The following is a 19,137-nucleotide window of genomic DNA, read 5'->3' on the forward strand; positions in this document are numbered from 1 at the left end:
ATGAAAACAAGTGTATGCCGTGAGATTATCGTGGAGTTCATCCACACCATGAAAGACAAGAAAGGTTTTGTTACTGTGAATCAACATGAAGTAGCCAATGCGTTTGGTCTAAACTCTGGTTCCATTAGCCGTGTCCTGAAAAGCCTTATCGAAGAAGGCAAGATTGTCAAGGTCGTTCCTCATAGTTCTGGAAGACCTGCTGTATATCGGGTGGTCGCATGAAAGTAGAGTTAATTCACCTAACACCAAATGCTCTTGCGTTATGTGCAGGAGCGATGAGTAAGTGTTATGACAAAAACGTGTCCCCTGCCTCTGTTGTGAAATACGGAGTGCAGTCGGGACACTTTTCAGTTTTAGAACATGCCCACGCTACATTCGATATTGAGTGTTCACTTGCTGTCCTTGGGCAACTCACTAGACATAGACATCTCTCATTTACCGTTAAGTCCTCAAGAGGAGCGATGTCTCACTATCCCGGTGATTATGACTGTCCTCGAAGTATCCAGTCTCATCCTTCTGCCACGAAGCACATTGAGCAGACTTTCCAAATTTATAAAGACCTCATCCAGAGTGGAGTTCCAACTGAGGATGCGGCCTATCTTCTTCCTAAAGGAACCATTACAAAACTGCGTGTCACTGGAAATCTCCGGGCATGGCTTGAGTACCTCCCGAAACGGCTATGTTTGAGAGCGATGCCTGAACACCGTGAGGTTGCTAATGAAATCAAAAGGTTACTGGCCTTTGAACTGCCTGAAGTATTTGCAAATGTAACTACTCCTTGTGACACCTGCAAGGAAACTAAATGTGAATTTTAAGGAGGAATCGTCATGGCTGAAAAATGGTATGAACGTGTAGCAAAACAATTCGGGGCCGAAGTGAACGCTGAGATGGAAACCACAATCACTGAGGGCTTATCTCGCAACAAGGCTCTATATGGTGCTAGATACTGCCCTTGTAAACTACAACGTACTCCTGACAATATCTGCCCTTGCAAAGAGTTCCGTGAAGAGGGCCATTGTCATTGTGGCCTGTTCGTATAAGGAGTGATTGTATGAACTTCAAGCCGCAACTGGCTCTTGACTTATCAAAGGTCAAAGTAGCGAAATTGGTATGGCCTATGTTTGTCTCCCAGAAGGTAGATGGTGTCTGGTGCTGTGCTATCAAAGAGAACGACATTGTGACCACATATAGCCGAACCGGGGAAGTCTTTTCTTCCATGAGACACATTGAGACTGAACTGTCGAAAATCCTCCAGAACCGTGAAGGAATTGTATTTGAGGCCGCTGTGTATAGCAATACAATTCCTCAGTCCGTTGTCTCTGGGTGGGTACGAGATACCAAGAATCAACACTTGGAACTTCATGCCTCCTGCCATACCCTATTAAACCTTGACAACTTCAATGTTCCATTCAAGACTTCTTGGATTGAACTGAGAAAACGTATTGAGAGCGGTGTGGTTGAACGCCGCATCGCTACCTTTGTCATGCAGACTCTTGTGTACTCCATTGAGGAGGCCCAGAAGTATGCTAACCTTATCATCCAACATGGAGGCGAAGGTGCTGTTCTAAGGAACCCTCGTGCCGTATATCAACCGGGAAAACGAAATGCAGACATCATCAAAATTAAGAAAGGTGTCTCCTTCGACCTCAAGGTCATTGGTGTCTATGAAGGCAAAGGGAAATACAAGGGAACCCTCGGTGGTCTCGTATGTTGCTGGAAGGATGACAGGACTATCGAAATCTCAGGTATGACCGATGCCCAGAGACACGCTTGGTGGAGCAATCCTGAAGAAATCATTGGGAAGGTCGTACAGGTGGATGCGATGTGCGAATCCTCAAAGGGACTTCTGAGAGAGCCTCGCTTCAAAGGCATCCGATTAGATAAGACGGAAGGAGACTTCTAATATGAACGAATACTTGAAAGTGCTTCATGCGCTTTATATAAACCCTCGCCATTTACAAAGCGACTTCGCAAGATATAACGCCAAGATTATCGCAGAGGCCGCTTCTCGTGGGCATATCACTTGTCTACTGGCTGGAATCGCTACGAACAAATGGTATCTCACAATCAAAGGGGCTGAGACCTTGAATGAAGCGGGGTGGATGGACTAATGAAACATCCACTCATTTTGCTTTTTGATGCCGATATGATTCTCTTTGAGTCCTGCGCCGCTGTAGAGACAGAGATTCAATGGGAAGATGACCTTTGGACTTTACACTCAGATGCCGCAGATGCCAAGGCTAAAGTAGATGACCGCATCTCCTCCATCACTGACAAGGTATTGACCAAGCTCGGTCATGAAGGAGCCTATGAGATTCTCATGTGCTTCACCGATGATAACAACTTCAGAAAAACCATCCTACCTTCTTACAAGGCTAACCGTATCGGAAAACGCAAGCCTGTCTGTTACCGTGGGGTCAAAGAGTGGGTCTTTGAGAACTACACTACCTATCAACGGCCTAACCTTGAGGCTGACGATTGTATTGGCATCCTGGCTACCTTGAAACCAAATACACTCATCATCTCCGGTGATAAGGATTTTAAGAGCGTTCCCGGTCGATTCTTCAACTACCGCAAGGACGAACTCTATGAAATCTCTGAGGATGAGGCTAACTATTGGCATATGTTCCAGACCCTCATCGGAGATACCGCTGACAACTACTCAGGGTGTCCCGGTATTGGCGAAAAGACTGCCCAGAAGATTCTCGCTGAAGGATGCTCTTGGGAGACTGTTGTTGCTCAATTCACGAAGAAAGGACTCACTGAGCATGATGCCTTGACACAGGCACGAGTAGCCCGGATTCTTCGCAAAGAGGATTATGACTTCAAGAATAAGGCGGTGAAGTTATGGGAGCCAAAGCGGTAGAAGTAACCCTTCTCGACAGACAACTCGCTCCCGATGAGGTTCTCCACGTCTCCACCGCTATCTACAGTCATATGACAATGATGGGGGCCAAGGGTCATCCTTTGGCTCCTTTTGTGTCTTTTGGGAATATCCATCGAACCTTAGAGACCGCTAACCGTAGCGGCTATCTGGATGTCTATGTTCTTGGTGAGAGAATTATCGGAGTCATTATGTATGACTTTGGGAACCTTTGGTGGGCCAATGGAGCCTGCTTGAAAGAAATGATTGTCTTCACCGTAGACCCGGACTTCGTTGGGTTCGGGAGGATTGCTCTGGAACGGCTTGAGGAACTCGCTGTGGAGCATGACTGCGTTCTCATCGAGACCGCAGGTGCGCTTGCTGAAGATAAGAAACTCATGGAAAACCTTTACACCAAGAAAGGTGGCTACCAAGTTACCTACCCTACATTCGTGAGGATAGTGAGTTAATTGAGGCATATATAATCAGGTTCCTAATTGCGGCATATCCCAGAGAAGGACAGAAAGGGTGATGTATCTGGAGGATGAACTGAAGATTCCTATTATATCTCAGGGACTCTTAGAGTACCTAGAGACCTCTTTTGGTATAGACACTTTACTAACTCAGAAAGCAAAGAACAATGATGAACACATGGGTTATATCAAAGGTGTCCGTGAGGTCTTAGGGAGACTAAGGGCTATCCATGAGAGCCAAAACGAACAGGGGGATTGAGAATGTGTTGGAAAGTTAGTATGCCCTCAATTCCGAAGGTAGAGACAACTGCTAGAGAACTCGTTCCTCAAACTGAGTCTAAGGCTCCTGACTCTCCTATCTTCGGAGACAGTAATGACTCGTTCCTTAACATCGTTAAGAAGCGAGGCACTCAAGCCTTGAAGATTGATGCCAAGAACACTGACAAGCAATCATCCGGGTATTCCCCGATTAATTACTAAATGAGAGGTGATGTTGTAGATGGGTGGAGTTTTAGGATGGGTCGGTGGTCTATTCGCCGCAAAGAAAGCGGCTGATGCTATAAAACCTAACATTAAACAGGAAACACCTGCAACTCCAGCGGTAGCCGCTCCGAACCCCGATGTTCAACAGGAGACCGGAGTTGACACCACTGGTGAAGCAATCAAACGTAAAGCCAAAGGTAAAAAAGGGCTTATGATTCAGCCAACCAACACAACTGGTGGAGGTTCTGTCGGTGGAACCGGGTTGAATATCTAGGCGGTGTAGTCCATGAGTGATACCAAACAAAAACGCTCAGAGACCGCACAGTCCTTATATAAGCGCATGGAAACCGAACGTGCGCCTTACATCCGAAGGGCCGAAGAGTGTGCTAAGTATACTATCCCCTCACTGTTTCCTCAACAGTCCGACAATGCAAATACGGACTTTGCTACTCCCTATCAATCCGTAGGGTCTCGCGGAGTCAATAACTTAGGCTCCAAATTGATGCTGGCTCTGCTCCCTCCGAACTCCCCATTCTTCAGGCTCACTCCGGGCCAAGGAGCAAAGGAAAACCTTGAGACCATGCAAGATGTCAAGGAGAAAGTCGAACAAGCCTTGATGCTATTGGAGCAGAAAATCACTCGGTATATCGAGACGCATCAAATCCGTGTGACTGTCGCAGAGGCTCTCAAAGTTCTCGTAGTGACAGGTAATGCTCTCCTATTCCTGCCTCCGAAAGAAGGCGGTATGAAACTCTACAAGTTGAACTCCTACGTTCTCCAAAGAGATGCCTTGGGTAATGTGATTCAACTGGTCACTGTAGACAAGATTGCTTATGCCGCTCTACCGGATGATGTTAAGTCCATGATTGATAAGTCTGGACAGCAAAAGAAACCTGAAGACACCGTTGAGATTTACACTCACGCTTATCTCGAAGATGGACAATTCGTGTCTTATCAAGAGGTCGCAGGTGAAGTTATTCCCGGTACTGAGCAGACATTCCCCAAAGATAAAACTCCGTGGATTCCTATTCGGATGTTCAAAGTGGATGGCGAATCGTATGGTCGTGGGTTTGTAGAAGAGTACCTTGGAGACCTCCGCTCACTTGAAGGTCTCTCGAAGGCCATAGTCGAACTTGCGGCTATAGCAGCCAATATCATTTTCCTTGTGAATCCTAATGGCGTGACTAGGGTTCAAAAGGTAGCCAAAGCGAAACCCGGAGAATTTGTGTCCGGTAGACCAGATGATATTCACGCACTACAACTTGAGAAATATGCTGACCTTCAGGTCGCAGAGAAAACAGCGAGCGGAATTGAGGCTCGCCTTTCTTATGCCTTCATGCTGAACTCCGCTGTCCAAAGACAAGGAGAGCGTGTTACTGCTGAAGAGATTCGCTATGTTGCTGGGGAACTTGAGGATACCCTTGGAGGCATCTACTCAATCCTGAGTCAAGAACTCCAACTCCCTCTTGTCCGTAGACTACTGGCTCAATTACAAAGCATGGGTGAAATCCCTGATTTACCGGAAGGTGTCGTTGAGCCTACTATCACAACTGGTCTGGAAGCCTTGGGCCGTGGACACGACTTGAATAAATTGGCTACGTTCCTTGACTTCACCGCTAAGTTACCAGAGGCTTCTCAGCGGCTCAAGATGGATACCCTGCTGACTATGGTAGCAACTGCACTCAACCTTGACACAACGAACCTCGTCAAGAGCGATGAGGAAATCCAACAAGAGATGATGCAGATGCAACAAATGGAACTCCTAAAGCAAGCAACTCCAAATCTTGCTAAAGGGTTCGCTGATGCTCAACTTCAAGGTCAAAATCAAGGAGGTAAATAACTATGGCTGATGTTGAAAACATCTACGGTGACAATGCCATTGTAGGCAACAAAGAAGATGCTGAAAAGGCTCTTGAAGGTCGTGACGTACAGATTACCACGACCAATACCCAGACCGTCAACTTGAAAACCGAGGACGGAGATGGGACTGTAAAAACCGATGATACTCCAAAAGATGACACCAAAGATGGTGACAATAAACAACCCGACACTGAGGTAACTCCTGAGAAACAACTGGAGACTGACATCAAAACTCAGATTCAGGCTGAAGAAGATGCCAAGAAAGACCTTGCGGCTAAAGGCGTGGACTTCAATGCTATTGCCGCAGAGTATGAAGCCAATGGAACCCTGAGTGCTGACACTCTGTCTAAACTGGAAAAGGCTGGATACCCAAAGTCTGTAGTCGATGCGTATATCGCAGGTATGGAAGCGACTGCCGCACGATTCGAGGCACAGGTCTATGAGTACGCTGGCGGTAAAGAAGCGTTCCAGCAGATGACTCAGTTCGTACAAGGACTCGGTAATGAGTATGTCAATGCGTTCAACCGTGTCATTGAAACTGGAGACCTGACACAAATCCGCATCGCTATCCAAGGGTTCAAAGCCCAGATGACCGCTAAGTACGGTACAGCGAACCGGACTATCATGGGTAAAGGCAACACAACCACTGGTGTCCAAGGGTTCACCTCTCGTGAAGAAATGGTAAAAGCGATGAGTGACCCTCGCTACTTGCGTGACCCCGGTTATACCAGAGAAGTCCAAGAGAAAACCATGAAGTCAACCTTCATGCGCTAATTCAATAGCCCTCCTTGGGATGGCCCTGACTCAAACGAGTCGGGGTCTTTTCTTTTATCCACATAACAAAAATTTTGAGAAAAGAAAGGATGATTAATTAATGGCAGATGTAATTGTTGCTCAACCCGGTAAAGTTGAAGGTGGTACTGATTTACTCCAAATGTATCTGAAGGTGTTCGCAGGTGAGGTCATTACGGCCTTTGAGCGTTCCTCGGTTACTTTGGGAAGACACATGGTAAGAACTATTGAGGCAGGAAAATCCGCGCAGTTCCCGATATTTGGTCGTGCGAAAGCGGCTTATCTGAAACCGGGGAAATCTCTGGATGACCTTCGCGAGAACATTCCTCACAACGAACGGACTATTCAGATTGATGGTCTGTTGACTTCCTCGCAGATGATTGCAGACATTGACGAGGCTATGAAACACTACGATGTTCGCGGTGAATACTCTCGCCAAATGGGTGAGGCTCTGGCCCTTGCCGCTGATGGCGCAGTTTTGGCAGAAGCCGCTAAGTTGGTAGTAGCCAACAAAGAGAACATCACTGGCCTTGGTAAAGGTGAACTGGTAACTCGTAACCTTGCTACGGCTGACTTCGGCATCACTGAGGCGATGGGTAAAGCCATTGTCAACATGCTCTTGGAAATCAAAGCCAAGATGTCCAAGAACCGTGTTCCTGCGGCTGAACGCTATGTATACATGAAGCCTGAAGGGACTAACGCATTGGTCGCTTCTTTAGTGGCTATCAACCGAGACTTCGGTGCTGTGGCTACTATCACTGAAGCCAATGTACTGCGTGTGGCTGGCTTCGACATCATTGAGTGTCCTCACTTGACCGATGGTGGAGCCGCTGTGAATGAAGGTCTATTACAGGGTGATGGACACGTCTTTCCAGACACCTACAAAGATTCTTGCATGTTCATCGCTATGCACAGAACCGCTGTAGGCACTGTGAAACTGCGTGACCTTGCTCTGGAACAGGCCCGTAGAGCCGAATACCAAGCAGATATGCTTGTGGCTAAGTACGCTATGGGTCATGGTGGTCTTCGTCCTGAAGCCGCCTTTATGGGTATTGTAACCCACTCCTAATCTAAGATAGGGGAATCTTCTGGTATTCCAGAGGGTTCCCCTATTTTTTACTATTTTGACACGAAAGGAGGAGTTCTGGTGATTCTGACTCCTGTTACTGAATTGGATGCTGTAAATGAAATCATCGGGGCCATTGGTGAATCCCCGGTAAACTCTATCGAAAACCCGACAAACGTGGATGTCATTAATGCAATCCGCTTATTGAACCTCACGAATCGCCAAGTACAAGCCAAAGGATGGTCTTTCAATATCATTGAGAGTTACACTCTGAACCCAGATATATTCACTAAGAAAATCCGATGGATGGATAACTTCCTATTTATTAGAGGTACTGATGGTACTCGGTATGTAAAGCGTGGGGATTATCTCTACGACTTCGATAATCAGACCGATACCTTTGAAAATAATATTGAAGTTGAATGTATCCTATTGGTTCCCTTCGAGGACATGCCAGAACCAATGAAACAATATATCACAGCGAAGGCCGCTAGGGAGTTCCAAGTGCGTTATCTCGGTGACTCCGCTCTGACTGAAGAGTTGGCTCGGTACGAGATGGAAGCATGGCGAGACCTTCAGGAGTACGAGTTGGAACTGAACAATTTCAATATGCTGGACATGACAGGAGTTCAGCAGTTACGGAGGCGATAAGTTATGGGCCTGTACTCACAGACCATTAAGAATCTCGTCTCCGGTATTAGCCAACAGCCTCCTATTCTACGACTCCCGGAACAGTTGGAATACCAAGAGAACGGTATGTCCACGGAAGCCAGCGGTCTCCAGAAACGTCCTCCCACCATTCACATCGCCTCCCTTCTATCTTCTGCAATTGCTCCTGGAGTAAAACCATTGGTGCATCTTATCAACCGGGATGAATATGAGCAGTACGTTGTCTTATTCAACGGTTCTGAGGTTCACGTCTGGGATGCCAAAGGAAATAAAAAGACAGTCAACTATGCAACAGGAGCGCAAGGCTATATCACTACTACGAACCCACGGAGAAAACTCAAGGCTATCACAGTAGCAGACTATACGTTCATTGTAAACATTGACAAGATAACTGCCATGACTTCTGAGGTTACTCCGAATGTGTGGGCCACTCAAGGAGCCTTAATAAATGTCAAACAGGGTCAATATGGACGAAAGTATGAAATCATCGTCAATGGGACTTCTGTCGCTACCTTTACGACTCCCGATGGTTCTCAATCCGCTCATAGTACACAGATTGACACCAACTACATCGCTACGCAGTTGAAGACAGGTCTCACCACGGCTGGCTACACAGTTACCCAAGGTGAGGGCTGGCTTTATTTTTATAAGGCTGGCGTGACTATTTCAACCTTAGAGACAAAGGATGGCTTCAATAATAACGCTATGATTGGGATTCTGAAGACCGTCCAAAAGTTCTCCAATTTACCGGCACAGGCTCCCGATGGGTTCATTGTGGAAGTCCTCGGAGAACCCGGAAGTGGTGCTGATGATTACTATGTGAAATACGATGCGGTAGATAAAGTATGGAAAGAGACTGCAAAACCGGGAATACAATGTACTTTTGATGCCTCCACCATGCCGTTTGTATTGGTTCGCGAAGCCGACTATACGTTCACTTTGAAACCTGCTGATTGGGTCAAACGGAAGACCGGGGATGATGACTCAAACCCTCTCCCTTCCTTCATTGGACAGAAGATTAATGACCTATTCTTCTTCAGGAACCGCTTGGGCTTCATCGCTGGAGAGAATGTTATCTTGTCGAAGGCCGGGGAGTTCTTTCAGTTCTGGATGAGTTCCGCTGTGGAACTTCAGGATACAGACCCGATTGACTTGGCAGTTAGTCACAATACTGTCTCCATTTTGTATCACGCTGTTCCCTTCGCAGAGGAACTCTTGCTATTCTCCGCTCAGACTCAGTTCGTCCTCCGAGCCGAAGGTATTTTAAGTCCTAAGAACGCTCGACTTGACCAAGTGACTGAATTTGGCTGTAATACCTATACTCGTCCTGTAGGCGCAGGTCGAAGGGTTTACTTTCCGGCTGAAAGAGCGCAATATACCTCAATTAAAGAGTTTTATGCGGTTCAGGATGTAACCAACGTGAAGAACGCACAGGACATCACAAGTCATGTACCTTCGTATATTCCAAATGGTGTTTATCGGCTAATCTCCTCGACCATTGAGAATATCCTGCTGATTCTAACCGAAGGGGCTGAAGACAAAATTTATGTCTATAAGTACCTCTTTGTAGATGAGCAACGGATTCAGGCTTCATGGTCTCATTGGACATTCAACGGTGGAAAGATTCTGGGAGGCGGCTTCATCGGCTCTCAGTTGTACCTTGTGATTCAAAGAGATTCAGGGCTGTTCCTTGAAAAGATGTCCTTTACCTACAACACAAAGGATTATGACGATGAGCCTTATCGTGTCTTTCTTGACCGCAAAGCAATTGCCGCTCCTATCCCGGCCCAGAACTATGACAGTGTAAATGACATGACCACGTTCGACTTCAAGAATGTCTATGGCGGCTCTGTTGCGGCTGGAACCTATGGTCTCGTCACTCCAGATGGTCTATTCCGTTCCTACAGTTCCTCAGAGATGACTAATGGAACCGTAAAGTTGCAAGGTAACTGGACAGGCCAAAAGATGACTGTGGGCCAGTTATATAACTGGAAATTCTCATTTTCGGAAATCATGCTGAAGCAACAGGATGACCGAGGGACAAGAGCAGATACTGAAGGCCGACTCCAACTGCGGAACTTCTGGGTCAACTATGTGGAATCTGGGTACTTCAAGGCCACTGTGGAACACTTCGACAAGCAGACATTCACTTATGAAATGACTGCTCGTATCCTTGGCTCTGGTAGGAACTATCTAAACAGAATGCCTTCGGAGACAGGAATATTCAAGTTCCCGGTACAATCCTTGAGCGCAAACTGCCGAATTTCCATTGAAAGTACCTATCCTACCCCAGTGTCCATCATTGGCGCAGGATGGGAAGGAAATTACTACAGGAGGTCTCAGCGATTATGATTAAGGTCGTTCCTGCAACGATTGCTCATATCTTCGAGTTTGCAGATAATGCTCGAAGAATTGACATTGAGGAGGTTGAGGTAGCGAGTGGAAAATCCTTCGACTCGCATCTCCCCTCCCTTCTTTTATCCATCAACAAGGTACAGGCGGTCATTGAGGATGAGACCGGAGAAGTCCTTGGGATTGGTGGAATTGAACCTACAAGAAATCTGACAGTAGGTGCTATATGGCTCTTGATGACAAACGCTGTTGAGAGCCGCAAGATTGAGTTCCTCCGGTTCTCCCGGAGATACCTGAAGACCCTCTTGGCAGAATACGAGTGCCTTATTAATGTAGTCTACAACAAGAACAAATTGCATGTCTCTTGGCTCAACTGGCTAGGGGCTGAATGGGTCGAACAGAACGAACTCTTTTCCATGTTCATTATCACAAGAAAGAGGTGAACGCCTAATGTGTTGGTGGGCTTCTGTCGCACAGGCAGGGCTTAGTATTGCAGGGTCTGTCATGAACTATCAAGCACAGGCCCAAGCGGCACAGGCGCAGGGAGAGGCTATGGCTCAACAGGCCACCTATGCTATTCAATCCATGAACCGTGAATTTGCAAATTATGAAATTGAGCGCAGGGATGCCTTCGATGCGGCTGTCCAAGAGATTACTAAGACACGTCTTAATGCGATGCAACTCAATTCTCAGGTAGAAGCGGCTGTTGCTGAAGAGATGGCTGGTGGTGGACGTACAGCAGACCGGATTATGCGTAGCGTACACGCTGATGAAGCGCGGTCTGTCGCATCCATCCAAGACAACTACCAGAGAAAATCCAATGAAATCGACTTGAATAAAGAGACTACCCTTCTGTCCACTAAGAACTATATCTCAGGGCTGAAGCCACCTTCGGCTCCAAGCAAACTCGGTCTGTTCTTAGATGTGGCCTCGGCAGGTGTCAATGCTTATACCTCCGGTACTATGGCGAAGAACGATGCGCTGTCTAAGGGTTACAAATGGGACTTCTGGAAAGGGGTAGTGAGATAAATGAGAAAGGAGGATAAGGCACATGGCGAGTAACGTAGCATCCGCTTTAGGTACTCAGCGGCAGTTCTCGGCGATGCCACAAAATACTTATGAACAGAGACTTACTTCGCTCCCTGCTCATGTTGGTGTTACGGCTCCTGCTTCTAATGATGGTGTACTACTTGCACGGTCGTTAGGAGTCTTAGGGGATTCCCTTATGGCATTGGGTGTCGCTAAAGAGAAAGATAGAGAGAAAGTTGATACCGCCGCAACTGAACGCCTTCTCAAAGGAGTATCCGAAGAAGACTTAAAGAAACTAAAGGCTATTGACCTATTAAACACCTACGGTCACTTTGAACTGGCAGATAGTCCCTATGCTATCAACTTAATTGAGAAGTGGCGTGGTAAATATTTTGGTTCTAAAACTCTCGCTGAGTATAGTGAATTAGTAGCACAAGAAGGCAGGGCCAAGACCTCTGAGGAAGAGGCCGCTCGGTTCTCTAAGTTCTACAACGAGAAATTACCGGAGTACCTGAAGGAGACATCCCATGAGCAAGCCTTCCGTGAGGGCTTCTTCGATAACTTCCATGTTGACTTATTGAGTCAAGTCAAGGCTCAGATTGCCGACTACTCGAAAGACCTACGCGCTGTCCGCGATGGCACAATTCAGGCAGACTTCGGACAGTTGGCTCAGAATAGCCTAAACCTTACATCAGAGGAACTCACAGCGAAGGCCCAAGAGTTGTTCCGTGGGGCTGCTGTGACAAAGATGACTCGTGAAGAACGTATGGCTCTCGCTAAGACATTTTTGAATAATGTCGCTGTCTTCTCTGCATCGCCAGATAAGGTTAAGGCGTTATCTAGTATTGAGTTATTCACCGGGGATGATGGGAACCCCGTTCTTTTGGGTTCTAAGGTTGATAATTCGGAAGCCATACAAAACGCTATTATCTCTGCTCGTAGAATGAACGATGAATATGTCTTCAAGAAACGAATAGAGATGCAGAAGTTAAAACCAGATGAGATTTTACCTTGGATGCAGGAGTTAAAGAAAAACGACCCGGAAATGTACCACATTCTCGCTCCAGAGTCTGAGCAGGTGTACCATAACGCTGTAGTCCTTCAGAAACAAGAAGAGGCTCGTAAGGCTAAAGCATTGGCTAAACAGGCCGCTATGAATCAAAAAAGGTATATTTGGAGAGCGCAGTTCAACGCTCATATGAATAATCAAGCAACTGACGGAAGGTATCCTGTTGCACAATCTCTTAGCGGTCTACCAGACGCTTATTTTGTAGACGAGAACGGAAATACCGTTAAGTCTCCTTGGACTCCCGAAGAGGCATACGACCTATTTAAAGAAAACATGATGGAACTCTATATGAAGGATATATCCCCGCAAGAAAAGGCAAAGACCGCCATGCAGGTACTTAGATTCGGGCCGGGAGAATCCTATGTTAAGGCATTGAAAGGACAAATTCAAGGAGCCTTGGATACTGCTAGTACACACACTATCGTTCAGGATATGGATGTAGGTAGTGTCCGTAGTGCCTTGGAGATGTACGAGGCTGACAGTGGAACTTTTGGTCGTATCTTCGGGCCTGAGATTACCGCTTCAATTCAGACCATTAGAAGTCTCCGGGACTTAGGGAAAAGTACAGACGATGCCTTGACAATCTTTGTGCAGGGCCGTGAGGCTCTTAAAGACCCTACCTTGAAGGAGCAATATGAAACAAACTACAAGAACAGAAAGCCTTCTTCAGTGGATATAACAGATATGAGTGGTAGTACCGCCTCTGTCCCAATTACGGAAGATTCCATCTTGAACTCTCATATTCACACTATGGCTCTGTACCTCCAAGGTGCAGGGTATCCGATTGAGACTGCGATGGAGATTGCTAGTGGTAAAGCCAAGGAAAACTATTGGGCCTACAATAACCATGTATTTCCGAAGGCTTGGTTCTCTGGTCTCAATGTGGATGACAAAGCCGCTACCGCTTCTGCCTTCATGGATAACCAGAGACAGGCATTGGCAAGTTACAGCGGAGTTGATGCGTCCCATATCTTCGCTATTTATAACCCTTATACTGACCGTATAGAAATCAAAGGTAACGGAGTATCCGCAACGTATGACCGTGAGTTATTCACGAACCAAGCGAACCAGTTTGCCTATGACAGTGTTCAGAGAGCGAAGAATACTCCTATATTCCAAGGAGACTACAAAATTGAGGCTCCTAAAGGAGAAACTCATGAGCCGACTTGGTGGGATAAAACCAAGGAGTTCTTCCACGTCCCTTGGTAATTGCGGCATATTACAGAGAAAGGAGGTAATACCTTGGATAACAAGGAGTATATAAAACAGTGGTTAGCCAGTAAAGGGCTTAATAATTCCCAGATTGCAGGTATCATGGGGAATCTTGCTGGCGAATCCGGGTATAGCAACACAATTCATGAAGGTCATGTCCAAAAGTCATTCGATGTAAATGACAGAGTTGGCTATGGTATCGCTCAATGGACAGACCCCGGAAGAAAACAAGGATTGAAGAACTACGCTGATTCCAAAGGAACTGACGTGTCCGACCTTGATACTCAATTAGAATACATGATGTCTGAAATTGACCCAGACCTATTGAATAGAATGGGAAACTCTTCACCGGAACAGGCAGTCAATATGTTTCTAAGGGAATTTGAAAGACCGCAAGACCCAGATGCCACATATGCGTTTCGAGTAAAAGCGGGGTACGATGCCATTGGCTCTGACCCTGCTTCTTTCTTTTTCAGAACTGGTCAAGGTGCTTATGGTGTCCCGGAGAATACTCCGAACCCGGAAGACCCTGCTCCACCGCCTTCCTTTTGGCAAGAATCTAAAGACAAGTTTCTTGATTCCTTTTACGACAAAGGGACTATCTCAGTCGTTCGTTCAGGGTGGGCCGCTCTGGAGTCAATGGCCTCTACTGGTCATTGGACTGTTCCTGGCTTTAGCAATTACACTCCTTCTAAAGAGGAAGTTGACTTCGTAAATAAGATGCTCCCAAATGACTACTCCGCTCAGAAGTTCGTCCTCATGAACGCTATGTCCTCTGACCATCTCAATCGGCTTGTCGCTATGAAACGAGAGGACTTGGAAAGAGCATACAGGGTCTCAAATTACGGCTATGGCCTGTCTTCACTGGCAACCGTGGCAGGTGCTTTACTTGACCCTTGGCTTCTAGTCCCGGTGTTAGGTCAAGAGGCTTTTGTCGCAAAAAGTCTAGGTAGATTAGGTGCGATGGGAATGCGTCTATCACAGGCGAAGATGATTCGTTATGGAGAACTAGCGGCTCAAAATATGGGTATCATGGGTTTTGACCGCTTTTTAGCGGAACGCTATGGTGGATACCAACCGCACTATGCAGGGGCCATGCTGATAGGTGGTATCGCTGGTGTTGCTACAGGTGTCCTAAAAGACCTCGCTCGTAGAGGCATAGAGAACGATGCAGTCCGTGTACTTGATGGGGCGATAGATAACATGGAATCCCATGCAATCGCAAATTCCCTTGATGCTCCCCTACCCAGCGAAGTGAGGGCCAACGCTAGAGCAATTCTTGGTAAATATCAAGACAGCGACTTCATTAAGAGTATCGTTAAGGAAGGCTCTGAGGCCGCTGAACTAATGAAAACAGGCCGTATCTTCGTGATGGGTAAAGAGGAGGCCAAGAAAGCCGCACAGGAACTGGGAATCACTCTGAGCGATGACTTCAAAGCCTTCGACATCAAAGGTACTGGCATCTCGGTACTTGCTAAAGAACACGTCACACCGGAGACCTTAGACGGTCTTGTGGCGCATGAAATTGGTGTCCATGAGGGTCTTCAAGCGTTCCTTGGGGATTCCGGTTATAAGACTGTCATGGATGAAGTAATGAAACGTGTTAATAATCCTCAGACAAAAGAATGGAAATTGGCTGTGAAAACCGGGGGCGGCCCGGAGGAAATCTTAGGCCACTGGATTGAGCAGGCTCCGAAAAACGATAAGGTATTCAATATTATCAAAGGCAAGGTTGATGCTCAGTTGAGAAAACTTGGTGTCAAATCCTCGGTATCCGATGAGGAACTCCGGGATATTGTCCAAAGAAGTATTCAACACCAAATCTACAAAGAGAGTCCTATTCATATCAATCCCGATGGTTCAATGTTAGTCCACGGTATCCGCTATTCACAGAACAACATCTTCAACGTCAATACTTGGGCCAAATGGTTCGATGATACAGGGGCCAGCGTGGGAAAGGCTCAGAAAGACCTCCCTTGGTTCATCCCTAAGTCAGTCGGTAAGAGCCTTGAGGCTGATTGGTTCTGGAAGACTCCTTATGGTGTCCTTGTTAACTCCAAGACAAACTCCGGGGCTAAACTGGCTGAACTCCTTGGACATGACTACCGGATGCGGCCTCGTACTGCTCCCTCTGCTCTCCCGGCTGAGAAACAAGCAGAACACCTATCGAACCGCTGGAACTCTATGTATAGCGACTACATGGACATCCGCACTAAGTACCTATTGGAAACTGTATTATCCCACGGCTTGCCTACTCCCCAAAGGATGCGGCAGTTCGACAAGGACGTTATGGAGTGCTTCAATGCGAGATACGCAGGGAATACCGCAGGTATCACTCGGACATCTTGGGAACCTGCTGTGGAACAGGCCGCAAGCAAGGTTAAGGAAATCATGGAGGATATGTGGTCTCATGCCCAGATGCCTTCCGAACGTCTTGGTGGTGTCCGTGGTAAAGGCAGTCTGGTAGACCCTCGCCTCGATGCGGTAGACCATGAGTTCTATCGTGTTACCGATGAAGACCGCCTGACTCAACTTGTGGGTAAATACTTCAAGACTCAGGAGGAGGCTGTTGACTTCTTCGCTGACTACGCTCGTCAATTCGTGAAACGTGATGTGGTTCGGGCTAAACTGGAACGTGCCGAGAACATCCGGTATGAGGATGCTATGAACGTTTGGAAGAAAGCAGGTTCTAAAGGCGAGGCTCCTGAGAAAATCGCAATCACTGAAGACATGGTTGACGATTGGATTGAGAAGGAATCCGTGAATTGGGCCAAAGGTCAAATTGACCGTGAGGTCTCTCAGTTGACCTTCACAGGAAGCGGTCGCTATGGCGATGATACCGCAACATTTCTCCGGGAGAGATTCCCGATGGATACCTCTGGAGAAATATCTGCTCCTTGGGGTGGAACCTTCTGCTATGACAGAGACCTGCGCTTAACTTCCATTGACAGGATTCTCCCGAAGATGATTAAGCGAACCGCAGGTGAAATCGCTATCCACAATACCCTTGGTGATGCAGTTGAGAGAGCCAAAATTCTCGACAAGTTTGTTCAAGAGTTAGGCCATGCCGAACGCAAACCGGGAGGCATCTCCCCTGCTCAACGGAAACTCGAAGAAGAGGCCGCTCATGCTCTCATCGACAGAATCAGAGGAGTCCGTGGATACGGAACCGATAAGACCGTAAAGGATGCCTTCAGCGACTTTGTGCGTACTAAGGCTTATGGCGATGTCGGTGGTAATATGGCGTCCGCTCAGTTGGGAGAACTAGGTGGTGCGATGTCCTATGTAGGAGGTCGTATCCTAATGAGTGCTATCCCGGAAATCTCAAGCGTATACCGGAAGATTATGCTTGGCACTCAGAAGCAACAACTTGTCGAAGAGGTAGCCAAGAGAGCCTTCGGGGAAGACTTGATGAACCGTGTCTGGACGAACTCTGCATCCTATGAGTCTCGCTCCTTCCGTGAGGTCTCAGAGTTAGGAAGTAAGATGGCTCTGGCGGCTGACAAAGTAAATGAGGTCGCTAAGTTCGTAGGGAAACTCACTTCGACTGTGAACCGTCTCCCCTACCTAACTGACCGGATGATTAATGAGGCTCGTATCTGGACTGTCTTGGATTCTGTAGATTGGGCCAATGGTGCTAAGTTCGGCACTATCATTAAACCTCGAAATCCATTCTCAGAGTGGAACCTAAAGGCTGTTGGTATCAACAGTAGAGCGGCTACAGATGCCTTGAAGAATGACATCAAGAAATACATCGGAAACGGTGTGGCTAATGATGTCCAGTGGATTAAAGACAATCCGGTGACATATTTCCAATGGAAAATGCTCGTAGACAACAATGCTATGAGAGCCTTCCAACAGCAGACCGTGGGTAACATGAGTATGCTCAAGGAGGCCAACTGGTTCACTCGGATGTTCTTCCAGTTCAAGGACTTCACCTTCCGGGCTATCAACGGTCAAACCATGAGGGCCATGACAAGCCGACAGGCTGATGATGTATTGGCGGCTCTATTCTCTATGGGAACAAACATGATGGCCTATGCAGGGTTGACTTATGGTAGAGCATGGGCTAGGTTCCCAGAGGATAAGACCAAGCGTGAACAGTACCTCAAGGAGCAACTCGCTCCGTGGAGACTCGCTGTAGCGGCCTTCTCTCGTGGTGCTATCACAGGGTCTATTCCGGGCTTCTTTACGGATGCCTACGAGATTGCTACAGGAACCCCGATGTTCCGTACTACCGTAGATAACACAGTATCTTCTAATCAAAAGCAAACGCAATCCTCTTGGAACACTAACAAGAAGGAGTGGTTAGGAAACGTAGCATACAACGCTACACGCCAATTACCTGCCGCTCAGACCATCAATAAGTCCATTCAGTTCCCGGTAGCGGCCTACCATCTGGCTACTCATCAAGGCTCCAAACAAGATATTCAGGATGTCGTAAACGGCCTACCACTCAATGGATGGCTCGGTATGATGTACCTGACCGGAGAACTTAAAGACCACTCCAAGTTGCCGGATAAGCCTCCCAAGAAGGCGGCTCCAACCGGAGGAAATATCTTGGACAAACTAATGAAGTAGAGACCTGCGATTCCGTGGGTCTCTTTCTTATTTCTTAAAGAAAGGTGAGTGATATTTTGGCTAGTGAACGTAAGACTATTGTGACTTACAAAGGTACTGGCTCACAGAAGGTCTTTGCGTTTCCTTTTGATTACTTGAGGAAGTCCTTCATCAAAGTAATGATTGACGGAAACCCTTTGACCTATGGGACTGACTACACGGTGTCTGATAAGCAACTAACCTTCACAAATGCTCCTGTACTGAACGCTATTATAGTCATCTACAGGGAAACCGCTACTGACCGTCTGGTGGCATGGGAGGATGCTTCTGTCCTTCGTGCTGGAGACCTGACGTTGTTTGAGGTTCAGTTGCTCCATATTGCAGAGGAAACCAAAGACAAGGTTCAGGAGGCAGGATTGGCTCTGGATGACCTTGACGGTAAATGGGATGCTCGTCTGAAAGTCCTGAAGAATCTCCTTGACCCTGTAGACAATCTGGATGCTGTCAATAAGCGATACTTTGAGTCTACTCAGGCAGGGTACATTCAGGCTTCTCAGGCCAAGGTTGACCAAGCGACTGCTCAAGCGAACTTCGCTCAGTCTAAGGCCAATGATGCCTCTGCGAGTGCTTCTGCGGCTCGTACTTCGGAACTCAATGCGAAAGCCTCTGAGACTGCCGCTAAGACCTCAGAGACCAATGCCAAGGCTTC

General features: G+C 47.1%; 18 protein-coding genes. All 18 read left to right on the forward strand.

The genetic code is table 11. From position 1 onward, the window contains the following. The gene (locus tag F3H20_RS16700) at window positions 1–222 is read left to right on the forward strand and encodes a helix-turn-helix domain-containing protein (RefSeq protein ID WP_149736018.1); all 222 of its coding nucleotides are present in this window, start codon (window positions 1–3) and stop codon (window positions 220–222) included. Continuing rightward, window positions 219–815, forward strand: coding sequence for an FAD-dependent thymidylate synthase (thyX, locus tag F3H20_RS16705; protein ID WP_149736019.1), 597 nt, complete (start codon window positions 219–221; stop codon window positions 813–815). The genes F3H20_RS16700 and thyX overlap by 4 nt, the downstream gene beginning before the upstream one ends. 12 nt (window positions 816–827) lie before the next feature. Continuing rightward, complete coding sequence (locus tag F3H20_RS16710) at window positions 828–1,040, forward strand: ferredoxin-thioredoxin reductase catalytic domain-containing protein (protein ID WP_149736020.1); 213 nt, start codon at window positions 828–830, stop codon at window positions 1,038–1,040. Between the two features lie 11 nt (window positions 1,041–1,051). After that, window positions 1,052–1,903 (forward strand): ATP-dependent DNA ligase, encoded by an 852-nt coding sequence (locus F3H20_RS16715; RefSeq protein ID WP_149736021.1) that lies wholly within the window; start codon window positions 1,052–1,054, stop codon window positions 1,901–1,903. A gap of 1 nt (window position 1,904) precedes the next feature. Further along, a complete protein-coding gene (locus tag F3H20_RS16720; protein ID WP_149736022.1) occupies window positions 1,905–2,111 on the forward strand; it encodes a hypothetical protein in 207 nt (68 codons plus the stop codon). Beyond that, on the forward strand, window positions 2,111–2,866 hold the full coding sequence (locus tag F3H20_RS16725) for a 5'-3' exonuclease H3TH domain-containing protein (RefSeq protein ID WP_188128383.1): 756 nt from the start codon (window positions 2,111–2,113) through the stop codon (window positions 2,864–2,866). Before F3H20_RS16720 ends, F3H20_RS16725 begins: the two co-directional genes overlap by 1 nt. Beyond that, entirely contained in the window at window positions 2,848–3,333 is a 486-nt protein-coding gene (locus F3H20_RS16730; RefSeq protein WP_149736023.1) for a hypothetical protein, read from the forward strand. The genes F3H20_RS16725 and F3H20_RS16730 overlap by 19 nt, the downstream gene beginning before the upstream one ends. A gap of 502 nt (window positions 3,334–3,835) precedes the next feature. After that, window positions 3,836–4,093, forward strand: coding sequence for a hypothetical protein (locus F3H20_RS16735; RefSeq protein WP_149736024.1), 258 nt, complete (start codon window positions 3,836–3,838; stop codon window positions 4,091–4,093). A gap of 12 nt (window positions 4,094–4,105) precedes the next feature. After that, the gene (locus F3H20_RS16740; RefSeq protein WP_149736025.1) at window positions 4,106–5,659 is read left to right on the forward strand and encodes a portal protein; all 1,554 of its coding nucleotides are present in this window, start codon (window positions 4,106–4,108) and stop codon (window positions 5,657–5,659) included. 2 nt (window positions 5,660–5,661) lie between these two features. Next, entirely contained in the window at window positions 5,662–6,453 is a 792-nt protein-coding gene (locus F3H20_RS16745; RefSeq protein ID WP_149736026.1) for a capsid assembly protein, read from the forward strand. A 100-nt stretch (window positions 6,454–6,553) separates the two neighbouring features. Then, window positions 6,554–7,540 (forward strand): major capsid protein, encoded by a 987-nt coding sequence (locus F3H20_RS16750; protein WP_149736027.1) that lies wholly within the window; start codon window positions 6,554–6,556, stop codon window positions 7,538–7,540. A gap of 78 nt (window positions 7,541–7,618) precedes the next feature. Continuing rightward, window positions 7,619–8,188 carry a phage tail protein gene (locus F3H20_RS16755; protein WP_188128384.1) on the forward strand — a complete coding sequence of 190 codons (570 nt, stop codon included), beginning with the start codon at window positions 7,619–7,621 and terminating at the stop codon, window positions 8,186–8,188. 3 nt (window positions 8,189–8,191) lie between these two features. Next, the gene (locus F3H20_RS16760; RefSeq protein ID WP_149736029.1) at window positions 8,192–10,558 is read left to right on the forward strand and encodes a phage nozzle protein; all 2,367 of its coding nucleotides are present in this window, start codon (window positions 8,192–8,194) and stop codon (window positions 10,556–10,558) included. Continuing rightward, window positions 10,555–11,001 (forward strand): phage protein Gp13 family protein, encoded by a 447-nt coding sequence (locus F3H20_RS16765; RefSeq protein ID WP_188128385.1) that lies wholly within the window; start codon window positions 10,555–10,557, stop codon window positions 10,999–11,001. Before F3H20_RS16760 ends, F3H20_RS16765 begins: the two co-directional genes overlap by 4 nt. A gap of 7 nt (window positions 11,002–11,008) precedes the next feature. After that, window positions 11,009–11,587, forward strand: a complete 579-nt coding sequence (locus F3H20_RS16770; RefSeq protein WP_449421259.1) for a virion core protein, T7 gp14 family — start codon at window positions 11,009–11,011, stop codon at window positions 11,585–11,587. Between the two features lie 22 nt (window positions 11,588–11,609). Next, on the forward strand, window positions 11,610–13,865 hold the full coding sequence (locus F3H20_RS16775; RefSeq protein WP_149736032.1) for a hypothetical protein: 2,256 nt from the start codon (window positions 11,610–11,612) through the stop codon (window positions 13,863–13,865). A 33-nt stretch (window positions 13,866–13,898) separates the two neighbouring features. Further along, window positions 13,899–18,449, forward strand: coding sequence for a phage tail tip lysozyme (locus F3H20_RS16780; protein WP_149736033.1), 4,551 nt, complete (start codon window positions 13,899–13,901; stop codon window positions 18,447–18,449). Window positions 18,450–18,505: 56 nt separating this feature from the next. Beyond that, window positions 18,506–19,137, forward strand: a 632-nt coding sequence (locus tag F3H20_RS16785) for a phage tail fiber domain-containing protein (protein ID WP_262501628.1), incomplete at its 3' end; no start/stop codon positions are given.

It is taken from the genome of Propionispora hippei DSM 15287 (assembly GCF_900141835.1).
Taxonomy (GTDB): domain Bacteria; phylum Bacillota; class Negativicutes; order Propionisporales; family Propionisporaceae; genus Propionispora; species Propionispora hippei.

Bases quoted from the DNA above. Each gene is read 5' to 3' on its own strand.
- F3H20_RS16700 (WP_149736018.1), top strand. From the start codon at position 1: ATGAAAACAAGTGTATGCCGTGAGATTATCGTGGAGTTCATCCACACC.
- thyX (WP_149736019.1), top strand. From the start codon at position 219: ATGAAAGTAGAGTTAATTCACCTAACACCAAATGCTCTTGCGTTATGT.
- F3H20_RS16710 (WP_149736020.1), top strand. From the start codon at position 828: ATGGCTGAAAAATGGTATGAACGTGTAGCAAAACAATTCGGGGCCGAA.
- F3H20_RS16715 (WP_149736021.1), top strand. From the start codon at position 1,052: ATGAACTTCAAGCCGCAACTGGCTCTTGACTTATCAAAGGTCAAAGTA.
- F3H20_RS16720 (WP_149736022.1), top strand. From the start codon at position 1,905: ATGAACGAATACTTGAAAGTGCTTCATGCGCTTTATATAAACCCTCGC.
- F3H20_RS16725 (WP_188128383.1), top strand. From the start codon at position 2,111: ATGAAACATCCACTCATTTTGCTTTTTGATGCCGATATGATTCTCTTT.
- F3H20_RS16730 (WP_149736023.1), top strand. From the start codon at position 2,848: ATGGGAGCCAAAGCGGTAGAAGTAACCCTTCTCGACAGACAACTCGCT.
- F3H20_RS16735 (WP_149736024.1), top strand. From the start codon at position 3,836: ATGGGTGGAGTTTTAGGATGGGTCGGTGGTCTATTCGCCGCAAAGAAA.
- F3H20_RS16740 (WP_149736025.1), top strand. From the start codon at position 4,106: ATGAGTGATACCAAACAAAAACGCTCAGAGACCGCACAGTCCTTATAT.
- F3H20_RS16745 (WP_149736026.1), top strand. From the start codon at position 5,662: ATGGCTGATGTTGAAAACATCTACGGTGACAATGCCATTGTAGGCAAC.
- F3H20_RS16750 (WP_149736027.1), top strand. From the start codon at position 6,554: ATGGCAGATGTAATTGTTGCTCAACCCGGTAAAGTTGAAGGTGGTACT.
- F3H20_RS16760 (WP_149736029.1), top strand. From the start codon at position 8,192: ATGGGCCTGTACTCACAGACCATTAAGAATCTCGTCTCCGGTATTAGC.
- F3H20_RS16765 (WP_188128385.1), top strand. From the start codon at position 10,555: ATGATTAAGGTCGTTCCTGCAACGATTGCTCATATCTTCGAGTTTGCA.
- F3H20_RS16770 (WP_449421259.1), top strand. From the start codon at position 11,009: ATGTGTTGGTGGGCTTCTGTCGCACAGGCAGGGCTTAGTATTGCAGGG.
- F3H20_RS16775 (WP_149736032.1), top strand. From the start codon at position 11,610: ATGGCGAGTAACGTAGCATCCGCTTTAGGTACTCAGCGGCAGTTCTCG.